The sequence below is a fragment of the Pseudomonas zhanjiangensis genome, from assembly GCF_041027545.1.
GTDB lineage: Bacteria > Pseudomonadota > Gammaproteobacteria > Pseudomonadales > Pseudomonadaceae > Aquipseudomonas > Aquipseudomonas zhanjiangensis.
Genome location: NZ_JBFTEG010000019.1, coordinates 1 through 17,876 on the forward strand (window position 1 = coordinate 1; position 17,876 = coordinate 17,876).

Consider the following 17,876-nt stretch of genomic DNA (forward strand, 5'->3'; position numbering starts at 1 on the left):
AGCTGGCCTAGTTGAGCCAGCCAGTGGTGAAAGGCTTGAGTATCCATGAGCGGCAGACCTCCCGAGCGGATGCCTGCCTTTCAGATTAGTTCTTGCAACACATCATTGGGACATAGCCTTTTTTATGCCCGCCGCCCGAGCCCCACATTCAGGCACCCGGCCACGTCTCGCCGGCGGCATTCGGCCCAGCCCCGGGCCGGGTCTGACAAGTACCGCACAAAGTCGCCGGCGGAATCCTTGCAGGCCATCTGCAACATGGTATACCAACCGACCGAATACCGTGCCAGATCGGCATGGCATCCATTCACAGGACGACAGGGGGAGCCCGCACGCATGAGCAGGATTTCATTGGTGATCGGATTGGCCGCGACGCTCCTGGCAGGCAGCCACGCGGCCCGCGCAGAACAGCCGCTGACCTTCGTCAGCTGGGGCGGCTCGACTCAGGCTGCGCAGGAGAACGCCTGGGCCACGCCCTTCACGCAAGCGACCGGGATCCGTGTGCGGATGGCCGGCCCCACCGACTACGACGCGTTTCGCGCCATGGTGCAGAGCGGCGAGGTGACCTGGGACGTGGTGGACGTCGAGGCGGATTTCGCCCTGCGCGCCGGCCGCGAGGGGCTGCTCGAACCCCTGGACCTTAAGCAGGTCGCGCAACGCGACATCGACCCGCGCTTCGTCACCGTCTACGGCGTCGGCTCCTTCTACTTTTCCTTCGTGCTCGGCTACAACAGCAGCCACCTGGCCCGGGCGCCCGAGGCCTGGCCAGACCTGTTCGACACCAAGGCCTTCCCGGGCAAGCGCGCGCTCTACAAGTGGCCAAGCCCGGGCGTGCTGGAGATGGCCCTGCTGGCCGACGGGGTGGCGTCGGACAAGCTGTACCCGCTGGACCTGGAGCGGGCCTTGCGCAAGCTCGACACCATCAAGTCGGACATCGTCTGGTGGGGCAGCGGCGACGAATCCCAGCAGCTGCTCGCCTCCGGCCAGGCCAGCCTGGGCATGTTCTGGAACGGTCGTGTGCATGCGCTGAAGCAGGCTGGTGCGCCGGTCGACCTGCGCTGGCGACAGAATCTGGTGACCGGCGACTTCCTGGTTATTCCCCGCGGCTCGAAGCAAGTCACGGCGGCCAAGCGCTTCCTCGGCTTCGCCAGCAAGCCCAAGGCCCAGGCGGACTTCGCCAGCCGCACCGGCTATGCGCCGGTCAACCTCAACAGCGCCGCGCTCATAGCCGCGGACCTGGCCGGCAATCTGCCCAGCGCCCACGGTGACAGTCAGATCACCCTGGACTTCAAGTACTGGAGCAAGCACGGCGAAGCCATCAGCCGGCGCTGGTACGCCTGGCAGGCCCAGTAGGCCCAACAGGCAGCGGGGCGCTCGGCGGCGCCCCGCAGCGGGTTGCCTTCCGATGAACAGCAGTCGCCCGTACGCGGATGGGGCTTGCACAGGAAAATTTCTGGTATACCATAAGACCGTAACACCAAAAATCGAACAACAGAGGCTGCACGAAATGATCGATCCCGCCGTCTACAAGCAGGTCATGGGCTCCTTTCCCTCGGGTGTCACCGTCATCACCACCTTGAACGACGAGGGCGAGATCGTGGGCCTGACCGCCAGTGCCTTCAGTTCCCTGTCGATGGACCCCGCCCTGGTGCTGTTCTGCCCCAACTACAGCTCCGACTCCTACCCGAGCCTGATTGCCCGCAAGAAGTTCGCCATTCACCTGCTGACAGCCGAGCAGAAGCAGGAGGCCTACGCCTTCGCCAGCAAGGGCAAGGACAAGGCGCGCGGCATCGAGTGGCGTCTGAGCGAACTGGGCAATCCCCTGCTGAGCAATGCCACGGCGATCATCGAGTGCGAACTCTGGCGCGAGTACGAGGGTGGCGACCACGCCATCATGGTCGGCGCGGTGAAGAACCTGATCGTGCCGCCGCAGCAGGTGGCGCCGATGATCTACTGCCACGGCAAGATGGGCGCGCTACCCGCCTTCGCCTGATCGTCCGCCCGCGCGACGGCCAGCGGGACAGCAGACGAAAACACCTTGCAGATTACCTGTATTATGGTATACCAATATTCAGCGATCCGCCCGCCTTGCTTGGAGCGTCTGCCGACGCAGCGGAATCACCGAAACAGGAGCGCAGTGCACGCTTCATCGCAGCCGGCCAGTCCAGGGCCGAACAGACACAGGTTTGAGGAAGCAACATGAAATTTTCTTTGTTTGTGCATATGGAGCGCTATGACGAGCAGGTCAGCCACCGCCAGCTCTTCGAGAATCTGACCGAGCTCAGCCTGATGGCCGAAGCCGGTGGTTTCAGCACCGTGTGGATCGGCGAGCACCACGCCATGGACTACACCATCTCGCCGAGCCCGATGCCGCTGCTGTCCTACCTGGCGGCGCGCACCAGCACCATTCGCCTGGGTGCCGGCACCATCATCGCGCCCTTCTGGCACCCGATTCGTGTGGCGGGCGAGTGCGCCCTGCTCGATGTGATCAGCAACGGCCGGATGGAAGTGGGCCTGGCCCGCGGCGCCTACCAGTATGAATTCGACCGCCTGGCCGATGGTATGCCCGCCTCCGCAGGCGGCAAACACCTGCGTGAAATGGTGCCGGTGGTCAAGGCCCTGTGGCAGGGCGACTACGCCCATGAAGGCGAGATCTGGAAGTTCCCCACTGCCACCTCCTCGCCCCGCCCGATCCAGCAGCCACATCCCCCGGTATGGATTGCCGCGCGCGATCCGGACTCGCACAACTTCGCCGTGGCCAATGGCTGCAACGTCATGGTCACCCCGTTGATGAAGGGTGACGAGGAAGTGGTCGACCTGAAGAACAAGTTCGAGGCCGCCCTGGCCAACAACCCCGAGGTGCTACGCCCGCAACTGATGGTGCTGCGTCACACCCATGTGCACAGCCCGGAAGATAGCGAAGGCTGGAAGGTCGGCGCCGCCGCGATCTCGCGCTTCTACCGCACCTTCGATGCCTGGTTCGGCAACCAGCAGACACCGGTTAACGGCCTGCTGCCAGCGAGCCCCGAGGAGAAGTTCAAGGACCGTCCGGAGTTCGAGCTGGAGAACATCCGCAAGAACACCATGATCGGCACCCCCGAGGAAATCATCGCGCGCATCCGTCACTACCAAGACCTGGGTGTCGACGAGTTCAGCTTCTGGGCCGACAACAGCCTGCCGCATGCCGAGAAGAAGAAGTCGCTGGAGCTGTTCATCAAGCACGTGGTGCCTGCGTTCCAGTAAGCGCACGAAGCTCGGTGCACTGCCGAATCGACCGGCATTCGGCAGTGCCCTCAGGCTCGCCTGCCCTGCGAGGGCCTGCCAGCGAGCCATACACGCAGGCTGAGTTCAACCAGAACTCGTGCTCGCCCCCTCCCCTAACCGCAAACCAGAGGCCCTACAGGCCACTCGGCTACACGCCCATGCCTTGTCGCGCCCGCCGACGAGAACGCTCATCGCGTTGCTGCCTGATACATGAGCAGCTTCGCGGCGCGTGTCCCGAACGGGAGTTCTTCCCGACCATTCCACGGGGCATTGCCCACCGCAGGCTGTCGCCCCGCTGCGGGTAAGCGGCGAGAAGCACCGAATGCTTCGGGGCCGGCGCTCGAAACCTAGGTCGCCGAGTGCAGCTGGACCTCGACGACGCCGTCGACCCGGGCCGGTTGCTCGACGCCGGTCAACTCGGCGATCAGCTCCCACTGCTGATCCAGCTCTTCGCTTACCGACTGCATCCTGACGATCATCCGCGAGCCGGCCGCGCGCACGCCTGGGTCGGTGCTGCGCAGCAAGTCGAAGGACAGGGAGGTCAGCGCCGCCGTCAGGTGAGTGACGCTGCGGGACGCGAGGGTGAGGAGATCGGTGAGCTGTTGTTCTTTCGCGGTCATAGCGGCCTTCCTTGGCGTGAGTACGTACCGGTGCGCAATCCATCGAATCACAGCTTAGCGGAACTGCCCGCTTGCAGGTCAAGTAGCAGATCGGGCCCGACACCCCCCTCGAGACGCCGCTGCCAGCCCCGATGGCGCCGCCCCAAGTTAAGGCGAAGTTGTCTTTTTGGTCAAAAAAAGTGCAGAGCCACGCCCAGCCACGGATCTCTCCAAACGCCACCAAGCGCGCCAAACCTGGCGCCGCCATGAGAACAGGCCCCTGCCGAAAAGCTGGCCTCCTTCTTGCTCAAGCCCAGCAGCCTGACCAACCAGACAGGTTTTATAACCATAACCCTGCACACCGGGAGCACCCTTCGATGAACCCTAGCTTCTCTTCCCTGATTATCGCCAGCGGGCTGCTGGCGGCCGGCCAGGCCATGGCCGGCGACCTGATGCACTGGCAGAACAACAGCCTGACCTACCTCTACGGCCAGGATTTCAAGATCGACCCGCCGATCCAGCAGACCCTGACCTTCGAACATGCCAGCGGCTGGAACGTCGGCGACCTGTTCTTCTTCGTCGACGGCATCAAATACAACGGCGAGGCCAGCAACGGCGCCGGCGACGGCCATACCTTCTACGGCGAACTGTCGCCGCGCCTGAGCCTGGGCAAGCTGTCGGGCAGCCCGCTGGCATTCGGTCCGGTCAAGGATGTGCTGCTGGCCATGACCTATGAGTTCGGCGAAGACGACGTCGAGTCCTACCTGATCGGCCCGGCCATCGACCTGGCGCTTCCCGGCTTCGACTACTTCCAGCTCAATACCTACCTGCGCAGCACCGACGGCAAGCGCGACGGTGAAGGCGTCTGGCAGATCACCCCGGTATGGAGCTACACCATTGCGGCGGGCAAGTCGGATATCGTCATCGACGGCTTCATGGACTGGGTGGTGGACAACGACGACAGCTACCACGCCAACCTGCATTTCAACCCGCAGATCAAGTACGACCTGGGCAAGGCCCTGAACTGGGGCGAGAAGCAGCTCTACGTCGGCATCGAGTACGACTACTGGAAGGACAAGTACGGCATCGACAACGACAGTTTCCTCGGCGACGTGATCCTCGAGGGTACCGACCAGAACACCGCCAGCCTGCTGGTGAAAGTGCACTTCTGAATCGGCTGCCGATGCGCGCCTGCCCCGGCCTAAAGGTGCAGGCGCCTGCTACCGAGCGCCACTGCCCATGGGTCCCTGCCTATGCTTAGATGGCCGGCCACATCTGTGTGCTCGACCGCTATGCAAGGACTACCGATGACCGCTCGAACCCTGCTGCTGACCGCCCTGGCCATGCTCGCCTTCGCCGGCAACTCGCTGCTCTGCCGTCTGGCCCTGCGCGAAACGGCGATCGATGCGGCCAGCTTCACCAGCCTGCGCATCGTTTCCGGCGCCATCACCCTGTACCTGCTGCTGCGCCTGCGCCCCGGGGCTGGCGCCGTGGCCGGCAACTGGTTCGGCGCCGCCACGCTGTTCGCCTACGCTGGCGCGTTCTCCTTCGCCTATATCAGCCTGGACGCCGGGGTCGGCGCACTGCTGCTGTTCGGCGCCGTGCAGCTGAGCATGATCGCCTGGGGCCTGTATCGCGGCGAGCGCTTCGGCTTGATGGCCAGCAGCGGCCTGCTGCTGGCCATCGCTGGCCTGGTGGTCCTGCTGCTGCCGGGCGCCAGCGCGCCGCCATTCGCGGGCGCCCTGCTGATGTTGCTGGCCGGGGTGGCCTGGGGCGCCTACTCGCTGCTCGGTCGCGGCGTCGCCGACCCCCTGGCCGCCACCACCGGCAATTTCCTGCGGGCCATTCCCCTGGCCCTGCTGGTCAGCGCCCTGCTGCTGGGGCGGGCCAGCTGGGATGTTCCCGGACTGACCTACGCCGTGCTTTCCGGCGCGCTCACCTCGGGTATCGGCTATGCCATCTGGTACACCGCGCTGGGCGGGCTCAAGGCCTTTCAGGCAGCGACCGTGCAACTCAGCGTGCCGATCCTTACCGCCCTGGCCGGCAGCCTGTTGCTTGCCGAACCCTTGACCCCACGCCTGCTCCTGAGCGCGCTGGCGGTGCTGGGCGGCATCGCCCTGGTGCTGAGCGCCAAGCAACGCGGCTGACGCCGCCGCACTCTCCTATGCTGTAGCCACAGCCCACAACGGAACGCCAGACCATGACCCATATGCCCAGCGCCGCCTTCCGTCACCTGCTTGCGGGCCTGCTGGCGCTTGCCCTGACGGCCTGCGCCAGCCTGACGCCGCACGACCCGCTGCACATCGACCTGGTGGGCCTGGAGCCATTGCCCGGCCAGGGCCTGGAGGTACGCTTCGCGGTAAAGCTGCGGGTGCAGAACCCCAATGACAGCGCCATCGACTACAACGGCGCGGCACTGCAACTGGAGGTCAATGGCCAGCCACTGGCCAGTGGCGTGAGCGATCAGAGTGGCCGCATCGAGCGCTTCGGCGAAGCGCTGATCAGTGTGCCGGTGACTATTTCCGCCTTTTCCGCGATGCGCCAGGCGTGGGGCGCCGCCGGCTACCAGGCTGGCGAGGGCCTGCCCTATGTGCTGCGCGGCAAACTGGCCGGAGGCCTGTTCGGCACCCAGCGTTTCACCGATAGCGGCCTGCTCGACTGGCCGCAGCCGCCGGCAACGCCTTGAAACCGGCCAAGACGCGGCGTTGCAGGTGGCGCACTATCGCCGCGGGTGATGGCGCAGGAAGGTTGTCGCGCCGTGGCGCCGCAACCGCGCCTGAAGGCCCGAGACCATTAGCCGCTCGATGGCGTGCCGGAATCGACGCCATGCACTTGCAATAGGGGAAAGTGCGCCGCGCGGCTTACTGAGACCGAGCTGCGGCGGCCCAGCCAAAAAGGAACTGGGCTGCAGCAACTTGCTCAGGTAGAGCTTGGCAATCATCGATGCTTCGGCCTCGGAACAGCCATCGACCTTCCGGCTCGCATAACGACTCGGCACGTTGCGCGACATCCGCGGATGGCCTCGCGGTCCTCCCGCGCTGCTCTTGGCACTCATAGGTGATTCCGCCCTGTAGTGAGATACAGCCGATCAGCCCATGGGATGATCATTCTCAAGCCAGGCATCCCAGCCTTGTTCTCCTTGCCTCTCCTGTCTTCTCCGCCAACGGCCAGGGCGCCCCTCGCCTCTTTAGCGCCCCTGCCATTCTTTTGGTTTAGCTGCGCCCCAGGCATTCGTCAAGATCTCGACTCACACCAGGCCACCGCCTATCAAAAAACATAACTATTTGATATTAATGGAAATATAAATATCCAACAGAAAACGCCAAGCCCCTTATAGCCAATGGGTCAGAAGGCCCCTGTGGCCTCAGGCATCGTCCTTGCCGGGGCCTGGCGGCGGGGTGTCCGCCACCCGCAGCTGCCCCTGCTCGCCCAGCTCCAGGCGCAGGCTGCCCGAGCGCAGGTGCAGGTCGCGCTGGGGAAAGGGGATCTCCACCTCGGCCAGGCGCAATTGATCCTCGATGGCCCAGAGCAGCCGGGCACTGGTCGCCCCCGGCGAGATCATCAGCTCGTGCTCGACCCACACCACCAGCTCGAAATCCAGGCTGCTGTCGCCGAACTTGGTCAGCCAAACATCCGGCTGTCGCGCCGGCACGCTGGTGATGCAACCGGGTACCGCCTCCACCGCCTTGAGCACCGCCTCGCGAACCTTGTGCTTGTCGCTGCCGTAGGCCACGCCGAAGGGGATATGGATACGTCGATAGCGCTCGTCGAAGCTCCAGTTGGTCACCCGACCGTTAATGAATTCCGAGTTGGGCACGATGATGTCGACCAGATCATTGGTGGTGATGCGCGTGTAGCGCATGCCGATCTCGGTGACCCGCCCCATCACCCCCGACTGCAGGTCGACGAAGTCGCCGACCTTGAGGGTCTTTTCCAGCAACAGGATCAGCCCGGAGATGAAGTTGCTGAAGATGTTCTGCAGGCCGAAACCGATGCCCACGCCGATGGCGCCGCCGATCAGGGCGAGGTTGGTCAGGTCCAGGCCCAGGTAGCGCAGGCCGATCAGGCTGCCGAGGATCCACACCGCGTAGCGGATCAGGCGGGTCAGCGCATACATGCCCGAGGAGTTCATGTAGGTGCCTTTGCCGCGCGCCGCCACATTGCGCAGGCCACGCTCGAGCAACGAGGAGAACCACCAGGCGAAGAACAGGATGAAGCCCAAGCCCAGGACACGCAGCAGGTTCACGTCGGTATCGCCGATCTGCAGCCAGGGCAGGGTCGCCCAGTGCCACAGCGTCTGCAGGATATCGTCGGTCAGATCTTCTACTTTCATGGGCGAAACCTGGGGGCAAGGGCATGGGCCAAGGTTGCCGGCGCCTGCCGCGCCAGCGGGGTTATGCCTTCTGAGGATAGTCCCTCGCCTGCACCGGGTAAGGCGCCCAGCGTGACCGGCCGCCGCTCGGCGGGCTAGGCTTAAGGCGTGAGCATGCGCTGCCGCGAGGCCGCAAGCATGCGCGCGACCGCGATCGGCATCGTTCCCTGGCCGTGGCCGGGCGCCACCGAGGAACGCGGTCAGTCGCCGCGGGCGATTCGGGACCTGCGCCAAACGAGACAGCTGCGCCCGACGCCCGAAATAGCGGCGACCAGAGCTCCACAGCGAGGCAGCAGATGAGCACCACCCGGATCACCCGCGAAGCCACCGCCTGCCACCTGCAGGCCCTGCACCAGCAAGGCTTCGTGCTGCTACCCGGGGTGCTGGATTCGCGCCAGGTCGGCGAACTGCGCGCCGCCATCGACCGGCTCGAGCCGATCCATTGGGATTACTCCGGCCTGGTCGACCACTACAAGTGCGTGTTCAATCGCGATCCGCTGTGGCTTGCCTACCTCGACCTGCCTGACGTGATCGAACTGGCCGAGGCCGCCCTGGGCGCCGACTGCCATGTGATCGGCCAGACCGCCTGGCGCTGCCATCCCGGCTTCGTCGGCGCCGAGCTGCACCTGGACTACCTGGTGATGGAACTGCCGCCGACGCTGCTGGCCGACCCTGCCTTCGAGCTGCCCATGCAGATCTGCACCGCCCACTGCTATCTCGACGACATCGACGAAGACCTCTGCCCGACCCTGGTGATCCCCGGCAGTCACCGCGCCGGGCGCAAGCCCCTGCCCGGCGAGCGCCAGTGGTGCGGCGAGCCGGCCCAGGCGGTGCTCTGCCGCGCCGGCGACGTGCTGATGTTTCGCAGCGAGTTGTGGCACGCCGGCAGCCGCAACCGCAGCGCAGACCGCACCCGCTACCTGCTGCAGGTGCACTACGGCCGGCGCATGGTCGCGCAGAAGTTCTCGCCCTACCTCGCCTGGCGCTTCAACCCCGAGGTGCTGGCCGCCTGCACAGCGCGCCAACGCCGCCTGCTGGGCGAACATCAGGAAGCGGAATACGACTGAAGCGAGAACACGGACGCAAATTTACACAAGTTTTACACCGGCCCCTCGGGACATTTCAGCCCGACCAGGGTCTCAGTTGGTAGCCGGCCCACGCCGGCAACTGATAAGGAGACCCGATCATGCCCAAGCGTATTTCCCTGCTCACCGCGCTCCTCGCCTGCCTCGCCCTCGCCGGCCAGGCCACGGCGCAAGCGTCCGAACGCGATGCAGCCATAGCCGGCGCGGTAGTCGGGGCCGTGGTCGGCGGCGCGATCGTCGCCAACAGCCGCTATGCCCCGCCCCCCGTCTACGTCGAAGTCGCCCCACCGCCACCACGGGTCGTCTACTACGAACCGCAGCCGGTGTACTACCAACCCTATGCCGTGGTGGTCGAACCGCGCCACGGACACCGTCACAAGCATCATCGCAAGTACCGCCACGGGCACGGCCACGGCCACGGCCAGCCGGTCTATTACGCTCCCCGCTGGTAATTGCCCGACAGCCCCGCCTCGTGCGGGGCTGATCGCATTCGGGGCCGGCCCTGGAGGGCGCCATTCATCGGCCATTGCGACGCTTGCCCGGCAATGGCGGTCAAATGGGCTAAGGGTGACTACCGATGAACAGGAGGCATGCCGATGAACAGCCGAATGCTGGGATGTGCGGCGATGCTCGCCAGCCTGGCGCTGGCGGGCATCACTCCGGCGCAGGCGTCCGACCGTCACGCCATCATCACCGGAGCCGCCGTCGGCGCCCTGATCGGCGGCAGCATCGCGGTGCAGGCCCACCATGGTCGCGTGCCGGTGTACATCCAGATAGGTCCGGCGCCGCCGCGTGGCGTCTACTACTATCAGGCGCCGCCCCGCTACTACGCACCACCCCCCGTGTACTACCGGTCCTATTCGGTGCGCCCCCACGGTGGCCGCGCCTATCCGCTGATAGTGGCGCCGCACTACCGCTTCAACCCACGCTCGCACCGGCACCACTACCGCAAGCACCATCACCGCCAGCACGGCTTCGGTCCGCGCCGCTAGTCTCGGCTGGGGCGGCTCGCACAAGGGCCGGCGCATTGCGGCGCCGGCTCGAGGCCATGCGGCGCGCTAAAGGACAGCAAAACCCTTTACAATATGCGGCTTTTAGCCTGATCGAAGCCGAGGAACTGCCGTGAGCACCCTGCCACCCTGCCCCAAATGCAACTCCGAATACACCTACGAAGACGGCCAGCTGCTGGTCTGCCCGGAGTGCGCCCATGAATGGTCCGCCAGCGCCGAAGCGCCAGCCCCCGGCGATGACGCCAAGGTGATCAAGGATTCGGTCGGCAACGTGCTGCAGGATGGCGACACCATCACCGTGATCAAGGACCTCAAGGTCAAGGGCTCGTCGCTGGTGGTCAAGGTCGGCACCAAGGTCAAGGGCATCCGCCTGTGCGACGGCGACCACGATATCGACTGCAAGATCGACGGCATCGGCGCGATGAAGCTCAAGTCCGAGTTCGTGCGCAAGGTCTGACCCGCATCGGCCGGGCGGCGACCCGCCCGGCCCTGCGGTTTGCCCCTCGCCTGGGGCAGCGATAGTCCTCTGGACCCTTGCATTTTCCGCGCAGCGATCCTGCCGCTTGGCTAGCATTACCCCCGGCAGGCCCCCAGCCCGCTGCTTCTGCCCGCCAACCGGAGCCCACCATGCGCTACCTGCTGCTCACCCTGCTCCTGGCCTTCGGCGCCGCGCCGCGGGCGGAGCAATGGCGCGTGGTCGGTGACGAGCAGTTCGCCCCCTACAGCTTCGTGCCGATCGGCAGCGAGCGACCGCAGGGCCTGGACGTGGAACTGGTCGAGGCCATCCTGGCGGCGGCAAGGGTCGACTATCGGCTGCGCCTGTATCCCTGGCCGCGGGTCAAGCTCATGCTCGAACGGGGCGACGCGACCATGGCCTTCCAGTTCGCCGGCACCCCGGAACGCCGGGCGCAGTACCGGCTGGTCGGGCCGATCCGCAGCGGCGCCACCGTGTTCATGACCACCCACAAGACCGCGATCCAGGACTGGCAGCAGCTCGGCGACCTGGCGCCCTATGTGCTTGGCCAGGTCAGGGGTTACGCCTATGAGGCGGCATTCGATGCGGCCGATCTGGGGCGCGACACCAGCGCACAGAACCCGCGCCAGCTGGTGTCCATGCTGCTGGCCGGGCGCATCGACATCATCGTCGGCGACCGCACCCAGCTGCTCTACTTCGTCGCCGAGCAGCATGCCGAACAGCGCGTGCGCATTCTGCCGCGGCCCCTGGTGGAGATGCCCCGCTACGTCGCCTTCGCCAAGGACGACGAGGCGCACGCCGAGCGCTTCGCCGAGGCCCTGCGCCGCCTGCAGCAAGCAGGCACGCTGGAGCCCATCTACCGGCGCTGGGGCCAGTCGCCGCCACTCTAGGCAAACGGCGGCTCAGCGCACGCAGAACTCCAGGCGCGCCGACGGCTCGGCGAGCAGCACCAGCCTGGCCTGGTCGCGCCCCCCTGCCTTGGCGGCGTAGAGCGCGTCGTCGGCCAGCTTGTACAACCGCTCCAGGCTCAGGCCGGCCTCGGCCGGCACGCAGACCACGCCGGCGCTGACCGTCAGGCGCTGCAGCGGCGCGCCCTCGTGACCACGCACAGCCAACCCGCGAATGGCCTCCAGCAGCTGCGCCGCGGCCTGCGCCAGCGCGGTGGGCTCGACCTGCTCGGCCAGGGTGAAGAGGGCGAACTCCTCGCCGCCCAGGCGGAAACAGAAATCGCCGGCGCGCCGGTGCGTTTGATTCAGGCACTGACCAATGCGGCGGATCACCTCGTCGCCGACCGCATGACCGTAGCTGTCGTTGATCTGCTTGAAGTAGTCGATGTCGAGGATCGCCAGCGTCGCCCACAGCCGGGTCGAGGCCAAGCGACCGGCCCGAGCCAGTTCGGCCGGCACCAGGGTCTGGAATTGCCGGCGGTTGTACAGACCCGACAGCTCATCGGTGGTCGCCAGCTTGGCCAGCTGCTCGTTGGCCTCGGTCAGCGCCTCGGTGCGCGCGGCCACCAGCGCATCCAGGTCGCGGTTGGCCGCCAGCAGGGCCTGGCGCGAGCTGTCCAGTTCGCTGGCGGTCGCGCGAAAGCGCCTGGCCAGCAAGCCGAACTCGTCGCCGCGCGTGGCCAGCTCGCTGCCGCCCAACTCGCTGAAGTCGCCCTGGCCGACGCGGCCGGTCAGGCCGATGAAACGCCGCAGCGGCGCCAGCACGTGGCGCTCGATCAGCAACCAGAGCACGGCGAACTCGGACAGCAGCCCCAGCAGGGCGATGCCGAGAATGATCGCGGCGGCGCCCAGCGCCTTGTTCTGCAGCAGCGACTTGGGGTAGATGTTGACCAGAAACCAGCCCGGCCCGTCGACGCGCGTGTAGGCGAGAAAGGCGTCGTCGATCTCGGTCACGCCGCTGTGCCGCCGCTGGCTCACCACCGCGTCGAAGATGCGCTGCAGGCGCGGGTGGCGCCCGTCGATCCTGAGCGCGCCGTCGGCCGCCTGGATGTCCTGCAGCATGGGTTCGTAGGCGATCAGGGTGCCATCCTCGGCGAAGGCGATGTTGCCGGTGCCGTCCAGGGCATCGCCGAGGGTGCGCTGCATGAAGTCGTCCAGGAGAATGTCCTGACCCAGGGTCGCCACCAGCCGATCCCTGAAGTATACCGGCCGGAGGCTGCTGACCATCCACATCTCGGCGGTGCGATCGAAGTAGAAATGACTCCATACCGTGCGCCGCTCGGGGTTCTGCCGCTCGTTGGCCAGCGCCACGAAGATCTCGCCGGGGAAATAGGTGTCCGCCGGCACCTGGTGCAGGTAGGGCACGCCGACGAACTCGCCGATCAGCAGGTTTTCCGGGGCCGACAGGTAGTAGTTGATGTACTGGCCGGTAGCGGTCCAGGCGGTGCCGAACCATTCGAGCAGCGCCGCCATCAGCGCCGTGCGATGGCGCAGTTCCGGGGTCAGTTGCACGTCCTGGCCGATGAAGCCGGTAAAGCCGCCGTGCACCAGGCCGTCCTTGAACAGCAGGCCGTCGTACCAGCCCTTGCGGGTGCGCCAGGTGCCATCCGGCCAGGGCTCGAAGTAGTCGTCGAACAGCGCCGCACCGGTCGCCAGGGGTACGCCTTGCAACTGCTGGAGCAACTGCTGCTCGACCGCCAGGTGATGGCGCTCGGTCTGGGTGAAGAGCTGCGCCTCGCGCAGACCGCGCTCGCCGATGTACTGCTCGAGTTGCTCGAGCAGATCGTCTTCGAGCATGCCCGCCACATGGTAGTAGCTGACCGCGCACAGCAGTGCCGCGATCACCAGGCTGCGCAGGGTGCCGCGCAGCACGATCTGAGCCCTCAGCGAGGCACATGGAGGAACGGCGTCATTCTGCTCGGCGGTCATTGCGGTGCCTCTACTGCTGGCAGGTGCTGCGAGCGCAGCTGCCCGTCGGGCGGGCTTTTTGCGAAGAGTAGTGGCATTTGGCTATAGAGAGGAGTTTTTTCTCCGCCGCCGGGGCATCGGCCAGACAACCGGCAAGCGTCGACCGGCGGGGGGCGATCAGTCCGCCAGCCAGGCCGCGACGCGATGCAGGGCCTGCTGCTGGCGCTGCGCCCAGTCGCCATCGAGTTCGGCGAAGGGCTGGCGGTTGGCCTGCAGCCAGGCGCGACAGGCCTGGTGAAAGTCCAGGCGCTGGTCCAGTTGCGGCTGGCAGCGCTGGCCGTCGTCGACCCAGGGCACGCCTTGCGGGTCTAGCAGCAGGTGCAGGTCGTAGTGGCGCTCCAGCAGGGCCTGCTCGATCCAGGCCGGGCAGTCGCCGAACAGACGGCGACTCCACAGCAGGTTACTCAGCAGATGGGTGTCGAGGATCAGCAGCGGCGGGTTGCTCGCCCGCGCCTGGTCCTCCCAGGCCAGCTGCCCGCGGGCGATCGCCGGGATGTCCGCGTAGCAGGTGTCGCGGCCCTGCTGCTCGATGAAATGACGCACATATTCACCGACCAGCACGCCGCCGAAGCGCTGCTGCAGCGTCCCGGCCAGCCAGCTCTTGCCGCTCGACTCCGGGCCGGTCAGCACCAGCACCTTCATGCGCCGGCCAGTTTCGCGCGAGCCAGCGGCGGGGCGCGGCGCCAGGTCCGCCAGCCCTGCAGCGCCAGCAGGCAGAACAGCCCGTAGAGGCCGGCTGTCAGGTACAGCTCCTTGCTGACGAACAGGCCGACGAAGACCACGTCCACCGTCAGCCACAGGGCCCAGCACTCCAGGCGCTTCTGTGCCATCCACACCTGGGCGACCAGGCTGAAGGCGGTCAGCGCGGCATCCAGCCAGGGCGCCGCGGCGTCGGTGTAGGTGGCCATCAGGTAGCCCAGGCCGAGGCTGCCGGCGGCGCCGATGGCAAGGCTCAGGAGCAGTGCCGGCAGGCTCAGGCGGCTGACCTCGCGGCCCTGCTGCTGCACACCGCCGCGGGTCCACTGCCACCAGCCATACAGCTGCAGCACCGCGTAGACCACCTGCAGGAGCATGTCCGAATACAGCTTCACCTCGAAGAAGATCCAGCTGTACATCAGCACCATCAGCAGGCCGATCGGCCAGCACCAGGCATTCTGTTTGACCGTCAGCCAGACGGCGATCACGCCCAGGGCGGCGGCGACAATTTCAAGCGGCGACATCGGAACCTCGGTACGGCAGGCTCTCGCCTGCCCGGTTTAAAAAATGGCCGACGATTGTAACCAATCCGCACGAATGGGTTAGGGTAGCCCGGCGCCGGTCGCCACCGGCGCGACCAACAGCGCCTCGCTCGGGGCGCCAGGAACGCGCGGCGCAGCGCCGCTCACAACGATGTGAACAAGGAAAACAACCATGGCTCGACAACTCACCCTGAAACCCGTCGCCGGCGCCCTGGTCGGCCTGCTGCTGGTGGCCGGCGTACTCGGCTCCTGGTACACCATCGACGAAACCGAGCGCGGGGTGCTGCTGCGCAACGGCGCGCTGGTCGGCGTGGTCGAGCCGGGCCTGTCGTTCAAGGTGCCCTTCATCGAGACGGTCAAGCGCATCTCCACCCAGAGCCAGGTGACCCTCTACGACCGCCTGCAGGCCTACAGCAAGGACCAGCAGGCGGCGACCCTGCGCGTGTCGGTGTCCTGGCACGTGGTGCCGGCCGAGGTGGCCAAGGTCTACACCGCCTACCAGACCAGCGAGGCGATGAAGGACCGGCTGATCAGCCGCCAGGTGCCGACCCAGGTGGAGAACGTGTTCGGCCGCTACAACGCGGTGGCCGCGGTGCAGAATCGCGGCCAGCTGGTCAGCGACATCTCCGCGGCGATCAAGAGCGCCATCGCCGGCCCGGTGGTGATCGACAGCGTCCAGGTGGAGAACATCGACTTCTCCGACGCCTACGAGAAGGCCGTGGAAGCGCGCATGACCGCCGAGGTGCAGGTCAAGACCCGCGAGCAGCAGCTGGCCACCGAGCAGGTGCAGGCGCAGATCCGCGTCACCCAGGCCCAGGCCGAAGCCGACTCCAAGCTGGCCCAGGCCAAGGCCGACGCCGAGGCCACTCGCCTGCGCGGCCAGGCCGAAGCCGAAGCCATCCGCGCCCGCGCCCAAGCCTTGGCGAGCAACCAGAACCTGGTCGAGCTGACCAAGGCCGAGCGCTGGAACGGCGTGCTGCCGACCACCGTGCTGCCGGGCGGCGCCATGCCCTTTATCGACGCCGGCAAGTAAGCGCCCGGCGCTTGCCGGAAACGGCCACCGGCCGACGCCCTGCGTCGGCCGGTACATTTGAAACAGCGCAAAAACTTGCGCACCCACCCGGCAAACACCCGCAATAGAGGCCCCGGGCCACCCCCGCAGCACGTATCATGCGCGGCTTTTTCGAGCCGAGCCGTCCATGTCCCGCCTGATCGCCCTGTTCTGTCTGCTGCTGGCGCTGCCGGCCTACGCTGATGCCCCGCAAAACTTCGCCGCCGCCAAGAAGATCGCCTGGAAGCTCTACGCCGAGCGGCCCAGCACCTTCTATTGCGGCTGCGCCTACCAGGGCAACCGGGTCGACCTGGCCAGCTGCGGCTACAGCGTGCGCAAGCAGGCGCGCCGCGCCCAGCGGGTGGAGTGGGAGCATGTGGTGCCGGCCTGGGTGATCGGCCACCAGCGCCAGTGCTGGCAGCAGGGCGGGCGCAAGCTGTGCAGCCGCCACGACCCGGTGTTCCGGGCCGCCGAGGCCGACCTGCACAACCTGGTGCCGAGCATCGGCGAGGTCAACGGCGACCGCTCCAACTACGCCCTGGGCATGCTCGCCGGCACGGCGCAGCAGTATGGCGCCTGCCCGATGCGGGTCGACTTCAAGCAGAAGACCGCCATGCCCCCCGAGCCGGCACGCGGCGCCTCGGCGCGCATCTACCTGTACATGGCCGAGCACTACCGGCTGCGCCTGTCCAAGCAGGACAGGCGCACCTACGAGGCCTGGAACCGGCTGTATCCGGTCAGCGAATGGGAGCGCTGGCGCAACCAGAAGGTCGGCTGCGTGATGGGCCACGGCAACCCCTATATCGGCGGCTTCGAGCCCGAGCGCTGCGGTCCGCTGCGCCACGCCGGCGACAACCGGCGCAACAGCGGCTGAGTCCATGTCGGGGCACGGCCATTTACGCCGAAAATCTGGCCGAATTCCCCTTTGCACTGCGCGCCTGCGCGCCCTAGTGTAGCCCCGGGTCCGGGGTTTGCGCCGGGCCGCAAGGAGTGACCATGCTCGAACAACCCACCACCACGCGCCTGCCCGTCAATGCCCACTGGCAGCACTTCAGCCGTGCCGGTACGCCCGCCCATTTCTATCACGCCAACGGTTTTCCCCTTGGCGTGTACGAACCCCTGCTCAAGCGCCTGAGCGCCAACCTGGCGATCAGCGGCCTGGCCAGCCGGGCCACCTGGCCGGGCATCGGTCAGCCGCCGCGCAGACGCGACTGGCAGCTGTACGCCGATGACCTGATCGCCTTCATCGAGCAGGAGTACCGCCAACCGATCATCGGCATCGGCCACTCGCTGGGCGCCACCAGCACCATTCTGGCGGCGGCCAAGCGTCCCGAGCTGTTCAAGGCACTGGTCCTGATCGAGCCGGCGATGATCTCACCCGGCCTGGCGCGCCTGGTGCGCTGGCTACCCAAGACGCTGATGAACCGCACCGAACCGGCCAGGAGCACCCTGCGCAAGGCCGATCGCTGGCCCAGCCGCGAGGCCTTCGTAGCGCATTGCCAGAGCGGCCGTGGTTACCGCCGCTTCGGCCACGAAGCGCTGCAGGCGCTGGCCCGGCATGCGCTGCAGGAGGACGCGGACGGCGAGGTCCGGCTGGCGTTCCCCAAGCACTGGGAAGCGCACAACTACACCCAGCCACCGAACGTGATGGCGCAACTCGGCCGCTTGCCCATGCCCTGCGTGGCGATTCGCGGCAAACCCTCGGTGTTCTTCACCGAGCAGCTGTGGCAGGAGTGGCAAAGGCGCTGCCCGCGGACCGAGTTCCTGCAGGACCTCGACCATGGCCACCTGCTGCCCCTGGAGAATCCCGCCGGCTGCCAGCAGCTGATCGAGCGAGGCCTGGCCAGCATAGGCGCGCTGGCCTGACGGC

General features: G+C 66.6%; 20 protein-coding genes. 14 read left to right on the forward strand and 6 right to left on the reverse strand.

What is annotated here, in order from left to right:
• Positions 1–333 precede the first annotated feature (333 nt).
• From AB5S05_RS18510 to AB5S05_RS18520, 3 genes are all read left to right on the forward strand, one after another.
• Entirely contained in the window at positions 334–1,350 is a 1,017-nt protein-coding gene (locus tag AB5S05_RS18510; RefSeq protein WP_369288999.1) for an ABC transporter substrate-binding protein, read from the forward strand.
• 154 nt (positions 1,351–1,504) lie between these two features.
• On the forward strand, positions 1,505–1,990 hold the full coding sequence (locus AB5S05_RS18515; RefSeq protein ID WP_369289000.1) for a flavin reductase family protein: 486 nt from the start codon (positions 1,505–1,507) through the stop codon (positions 1,988–1,990).
• 206 nt (positions 1,991–2,196) lie between these two features.
• A complete protein-coding gene (locus tag AB5S05_RS18520; protein ID WP_369289001.1) occupies positions 2,197–3,240 on the forward strand; it encodes an LLM class flavin-dependent oxidoreductase in 1,044 nt (347 codons plus the stop codon).
• A 368-nt stretch (positions 3,241–3,608) separates the two neighbouring features.
• Here the strand turns inward: AB5S05_RS18520 and plzR are convergent, their stop codons facing one another.
• Entirely contained in the window at positions 3,609–3,881 is a 273-nt protein-coding gene (gene plzR / locus AB5S05_RS18525; protein WP_369289002.1) for a PlzR type 4 pili assembly inhibitor, read from the reverse strand.
• Positions 3,882–4,237: 356 nt separating this feature from the next.
• Between plzR and AB5S05_RS18530 the strand changes: the two genes are divergently transcribed.
• From AB5S05_RS18530 to AB5S05_RS18540, 3 genes are all read left to right on the forward strand, one after another.
• On the forward strand, positions 4,238–5,032 hold the full coding sequence (locus tag AB5S05_RS18530; RefSeq protein ID WP_369289003.1) for an outer membrane protein OmpK: 795 nt from the start codon (positions 4,238–4,240) through the stop codon (positions 5,030–5,032).
• Positions 5,033–5,167: 135 nt separating this feature from the next.
• Positions 5,168–6,007: a DMT family transporter gene (locus AB5S05_RS18535; protein ID WP_369289004.1), complete on the forward strand. Its 840-nt coding sequence runs from the start codon at positions 5,168–5,170 to the stop codon at positions 6,005–6,007.
• A gap of 62 nt (positions 6,008–6,069) precedes the next feature.
• Positions 6,070–6,546, forward strand: a complete 477-nt coding sequence (locus AB5S05_RS18540) for an LEA/WHy family protein (RefSeq protein ID WP_369289072.1) — start codon at positions 6,070–6,072, stop codon at positions 6,544–6,546.
• A gap of 33 nt (positions 6,547–6,579) precedes the next feature.
• Here the strand turns inward: AB5S05_RS18540 and AB5S05_RS18545 are convergent, their stop codons facing one another.
• Positions 6,580–6,915, reverse strand: a complete 336-nt coding sequence (locus AB5S05_RS18545; RefSeq protein ID WP_369289005.1) for a hypothetical protein — start codon at positions 6,913–6,915, stop codon at positions 6,580–6,582.
• Positions 6,916–7,224: 309 nt separating this feature from the next.
• Positions 7,225–8,193, reverse strand: coding sequence for a mechanosensitive ion channel family protein (locus AB5S05_RS18550; protein ID WP_369289006.1), 969 nt, complete (start codon positions 8,191–8,193; stop codon positions 7,225–7,227).
• A 335-nt stretch (positions 8,194–8,528) separates the two neighbouring features.
• On the opposite strand from AB5S05_RS18550, the gene AB5S05_RS18555 reads away from it, so the two are divergent.
• The 5 genes from AB5S05_RS18555 to AB5S05_RS18575 all read left to right on the forward strand — a co-directional run bounded on the left by AB5S05_RS18555 (position 8,529) and on the right by AB5S05_RS18575 (position 11,692).
• Positions 8,529–9,299, forward strand: a complete 771-nt coding sequence (locus tag AB5S05_RS18555; RefSeq protein WP_369289007.1) for a phytanoyl-CoA dioxygenase family protein — start codon at positions 8,529–8,531, stop codon at positions 9,297–9,299.
• Between the two features lie 119 nt (positions 9,300–9,418).
• Positions 9,419–9,769: a hypothetical protein gene (locus AB5S05_RS18560; protein ID WP_369289008.1), complete on the forward strand. Its 351-nt coding sequence runs from the start codon at positions 9,419–9,421 to the stop codon at positions 9,767–9,769.
• A 144-nt stretch (positions 9,770–9,913) separates the two neighbouring features.
• Entirely contained in the window at positions 9,914–10,309 is a 396-nt protein-coding gene (locus AB5S05_RS18565) for a hypothetical protein (protein WP_369289009.1), read from the forward strand.
• A 130-nt stretch (positions 10,310–10,439) separates the two neighbouring features.
• Positions 10,440–10,784 carry a zinc ribbon domain-containing protein YjdM gene (locus AB5S05_RS18570; RefSeq protein WP_369289010.1) on the forward strand — a complete coding sequence of 115 codons (345 nt, stop codon included), beginning with the start codon at positions 10,440–10,442 and terminating at the stop codon, positions 10,782–10,784.
• Positions 10,785–10,954: 170 nt separating this feature from the next.
• On the forward strand, positions 10,955–11,692 hold the full coding sequence (locus tag AB5S05_RS18575) for a substrate-binding periplasmic protein (RefSeq protein ID WP_369289011.1): 738 nt from the start codon (positions 10,955–10,957) through the stop codon (positions 11,690–11,692).
• Positions 11,693–11,704: 12 nt separating this feature from the next.
• Here AB5S05_RS18575 and AB5S05_RS18580 read toward each other — a convergent pair whose 3' ends face one another.
• The 3 genes from AB5S05_RS18580 to pnuC form a co-directional block, all read right to left on the reverse strand.
• Positions 11,705–13,678 carry a diguanylate cyclase gene (locus AB5S05_RS18580; RefSeq protein WP_369289012.1) on the reverse strand — a complete coding sequence of 658 codons (1,974 nt, stop codon included), beginning with the start codon at positions 13,676–13,678 and terminating at the stop codon, positions 11,705–11,707.
• Between the two features lie 156 nt (positions 13,679–13,834).
• Entirely contained in the window at positions 13,835–14,359 is a 525-nt protein-coding gene (locus AB5S05_RS18585) for an AAA family ATPase (protein ID WP_369289013.1), read from the reverse strand.
• A complete protein-coding gene (gene pnuC / locus AB5S05_RS18590) occupies positions 14,356–14,937 on the reverse strand; it encodes a nicotinamide riboside transporter PnuC (protein ID WP_369289014.1) in 582 nt (193 codons plus the stop codon). Before pnuC ends, AB5S05_RS18585 begins: the two co-directional genes overlap by 4 nt.
• 190 nt (positions 14,938–15,127) lie before the next feature.
• On the opposite strand from pnuC, the gene AB5S05_RS18595 reads away from it, so the two are divergent.
• The 3 genes from AB5S05_RS18595 to AB5S05_RS18605 all read left to right on the forward strand — a co-directional run bounded on the left by AB5S05_RS18595 (position 15,128) and on the right by AB5S05_RS18605 (position 17,872).
• Positions 15,128–15,988, forward strand: coding sequence for a prohibitin family protein (locus tag AB5S05_RS18595; RefSeq protein WP_369289015.1), 861 nt, complete (start codon positions 15,128–15,130; stop codon positions 15,986–15,988).
• A gap of 166 nt (positions 15,989–16,154) precedes the next feature.
• The gene (locus AB5S05_RS18600; RefSeq protein ID WP_369289016.1) at positions 16,155–16,880 is read left to right on the forward strand and encodes an endonuclease; all 726 of its coding nucleotides are present in this window, start codon (positions 16,155–16,157) and stop codon (positions 16,878–16,880) included.
• A gap of 122 nt (positions 16,881–17,002) precedes the next feature.
• Positions 17,003–17,872, forward strand: a complete 870-nt coding sequence (locus AB5S05_RS18605; protein WP_369289017.1) for an alpha/beta fold hydrolase — start codon at positions 17,003–17,005, stop codon at positions 17,870–17,872.
• The last annotated feature ends 4 nt before the right edge of the window (positions 17,873–17,876 follow it).

Excerpts from the sequence above, each read along its gene's own strand:
- AB5S05_RS18510 (WP_369288999.1), top strand. The coding sequence starts at position 334 with ATGAGCAGGATTTCATTGGTGATCGGATTGGCCGCGACGCTCCTGGCA.
- AB5S05_RS18515 (WP_369289000.1), top strand. The coding sequence starts at position 1,505 with ATGATCGATCCCGCCGTCTACAAGCAGGTCATGGGCTCCTTTCCCTCG.
- AB5S05_RS18520 (WP_369289001.1), top strand. The coding sequence starts at position 2,197 with ATGAAATTTTCTTTGTTTGTGCATATGGAGCGCTATGACGAGCAGGTC.
- plzR (WP_369289002.1), bottom strand. The coding sequence starts at position 3,881 with ATGACCGCGAAAGAACAACAGCTCACCGATCTCCTCACCCTCGCGTCC.
- AB5S05_RS18530 (WP_369289003.1), top strand. The coding sequence starts at position 4,238 with ATGAACCCTAGCTTCTCTTCCCTGATTATCGCCAGCGGGCTGCTGGCG.
- AB5S05_RS18535 (WP_369289004.1), top strand. The coding sequence starts at position 5,168 with ATGACCGCTCGAACCCTGCTGCTGACCGCCCTGGCCATGCTCGCCTTC.
- AB5S05_RS18540 (WP_369289072.1), top strand. The coding sequence starts at position 6,070 with ATGCCCAGCGCCGCCTTCCGTCACCTGCTTGCGGGCCTGCTGGCGCTT.
- AB5S05_RS18545 (WP_369289005.1), bottom strand. The coding sequence starts at position 6,915 with ATGAGTGCCAAGAGCAGCGCGGGAGGACCGCGAGGCCATCCGCGGATG.
- AB5S05_RS18550 (WP_369289006.1), bottom strand. The coding sequence starts at position 8,193 with ATGAAAGTAGAAGATCTGACCGACGATATCCTGCAGACGCTGTGGCAC.
- AB5S05_RS18555 (WP_369289007.1), top strand. The coding sequence starts at position 8,529 with ATGAGCACCACCCGGATCACCCGCGAAGCCACCGCCTGCCACCTGCAG.
- AB5S05_RS18560 (WP_369289008.1), top strand. The coding sequence starts at position 9,419 with ATGCCCAAGCGTATTTCCCTGCTCACCGCGCTCCTCGCCTGCCTCGCC.
- AB5S05_RS18565 (WP_369289009.1), top strand. The coding sequence starts at position 9,914 with ATGAACAGCCGAATGCTGGGATGTGCGGCGATGCTCGCCAGCCTGGCG.
- AB5S05_RS18575 (WP_369289011.1), top strand. The coding sequence starts at position 10,955 with ATGCGCTACCTGCTGCTCACCCTGCTCCTGGCCTTCGGCGCCGCGCCG.
- AB5S05_RS18580 (WP_369289012.1), bottom strand. The coding sequence starts at position 13,678 with ATGACCGCCGAGCAGAATGACGCCGTTCCTCCATGTGCCTCGCTGAGG.
- AB5S05_RS18585 (WP_369289013.1), bottom strand. The coding sequence starts at position 14,359 with ATGAAGGTGCTGGTGCTGACCGGCCCGGAGTCGAGCGGCAAGAGCTGG.
- pnuC (WP_369289014.1), bottom strand. The coding sequence starts at position 14,937 with ATGTCGCCGCTTGAAATTGTCGCCGCCGCCCTGGGCGTGATCGCCGTC.
- AB5S05_RS18595 (WP_369289015.1), top strand. The coding sequence starts at position 15,128 with ATGGCTCGACAACTCACCCTGAAACCCGTCGCCGGCGCCCTGGTCGGC.
- AB5S05_RS18600 (WP_369289016.1), top strand. The coding sequence starts at position 16,155 with ATGTCCCGCCTGATCGCCCTGTTCTGTCTGCTGCTGGCGCTGCCGGCC.
- AB5S05_RS18605 (WP_369289017.1), top strand. The coding sequence starts at position 17,003 with ATGCTCGAACAACCCACCACCACGCGCCTGCCCGTCAATGCCCACTGG.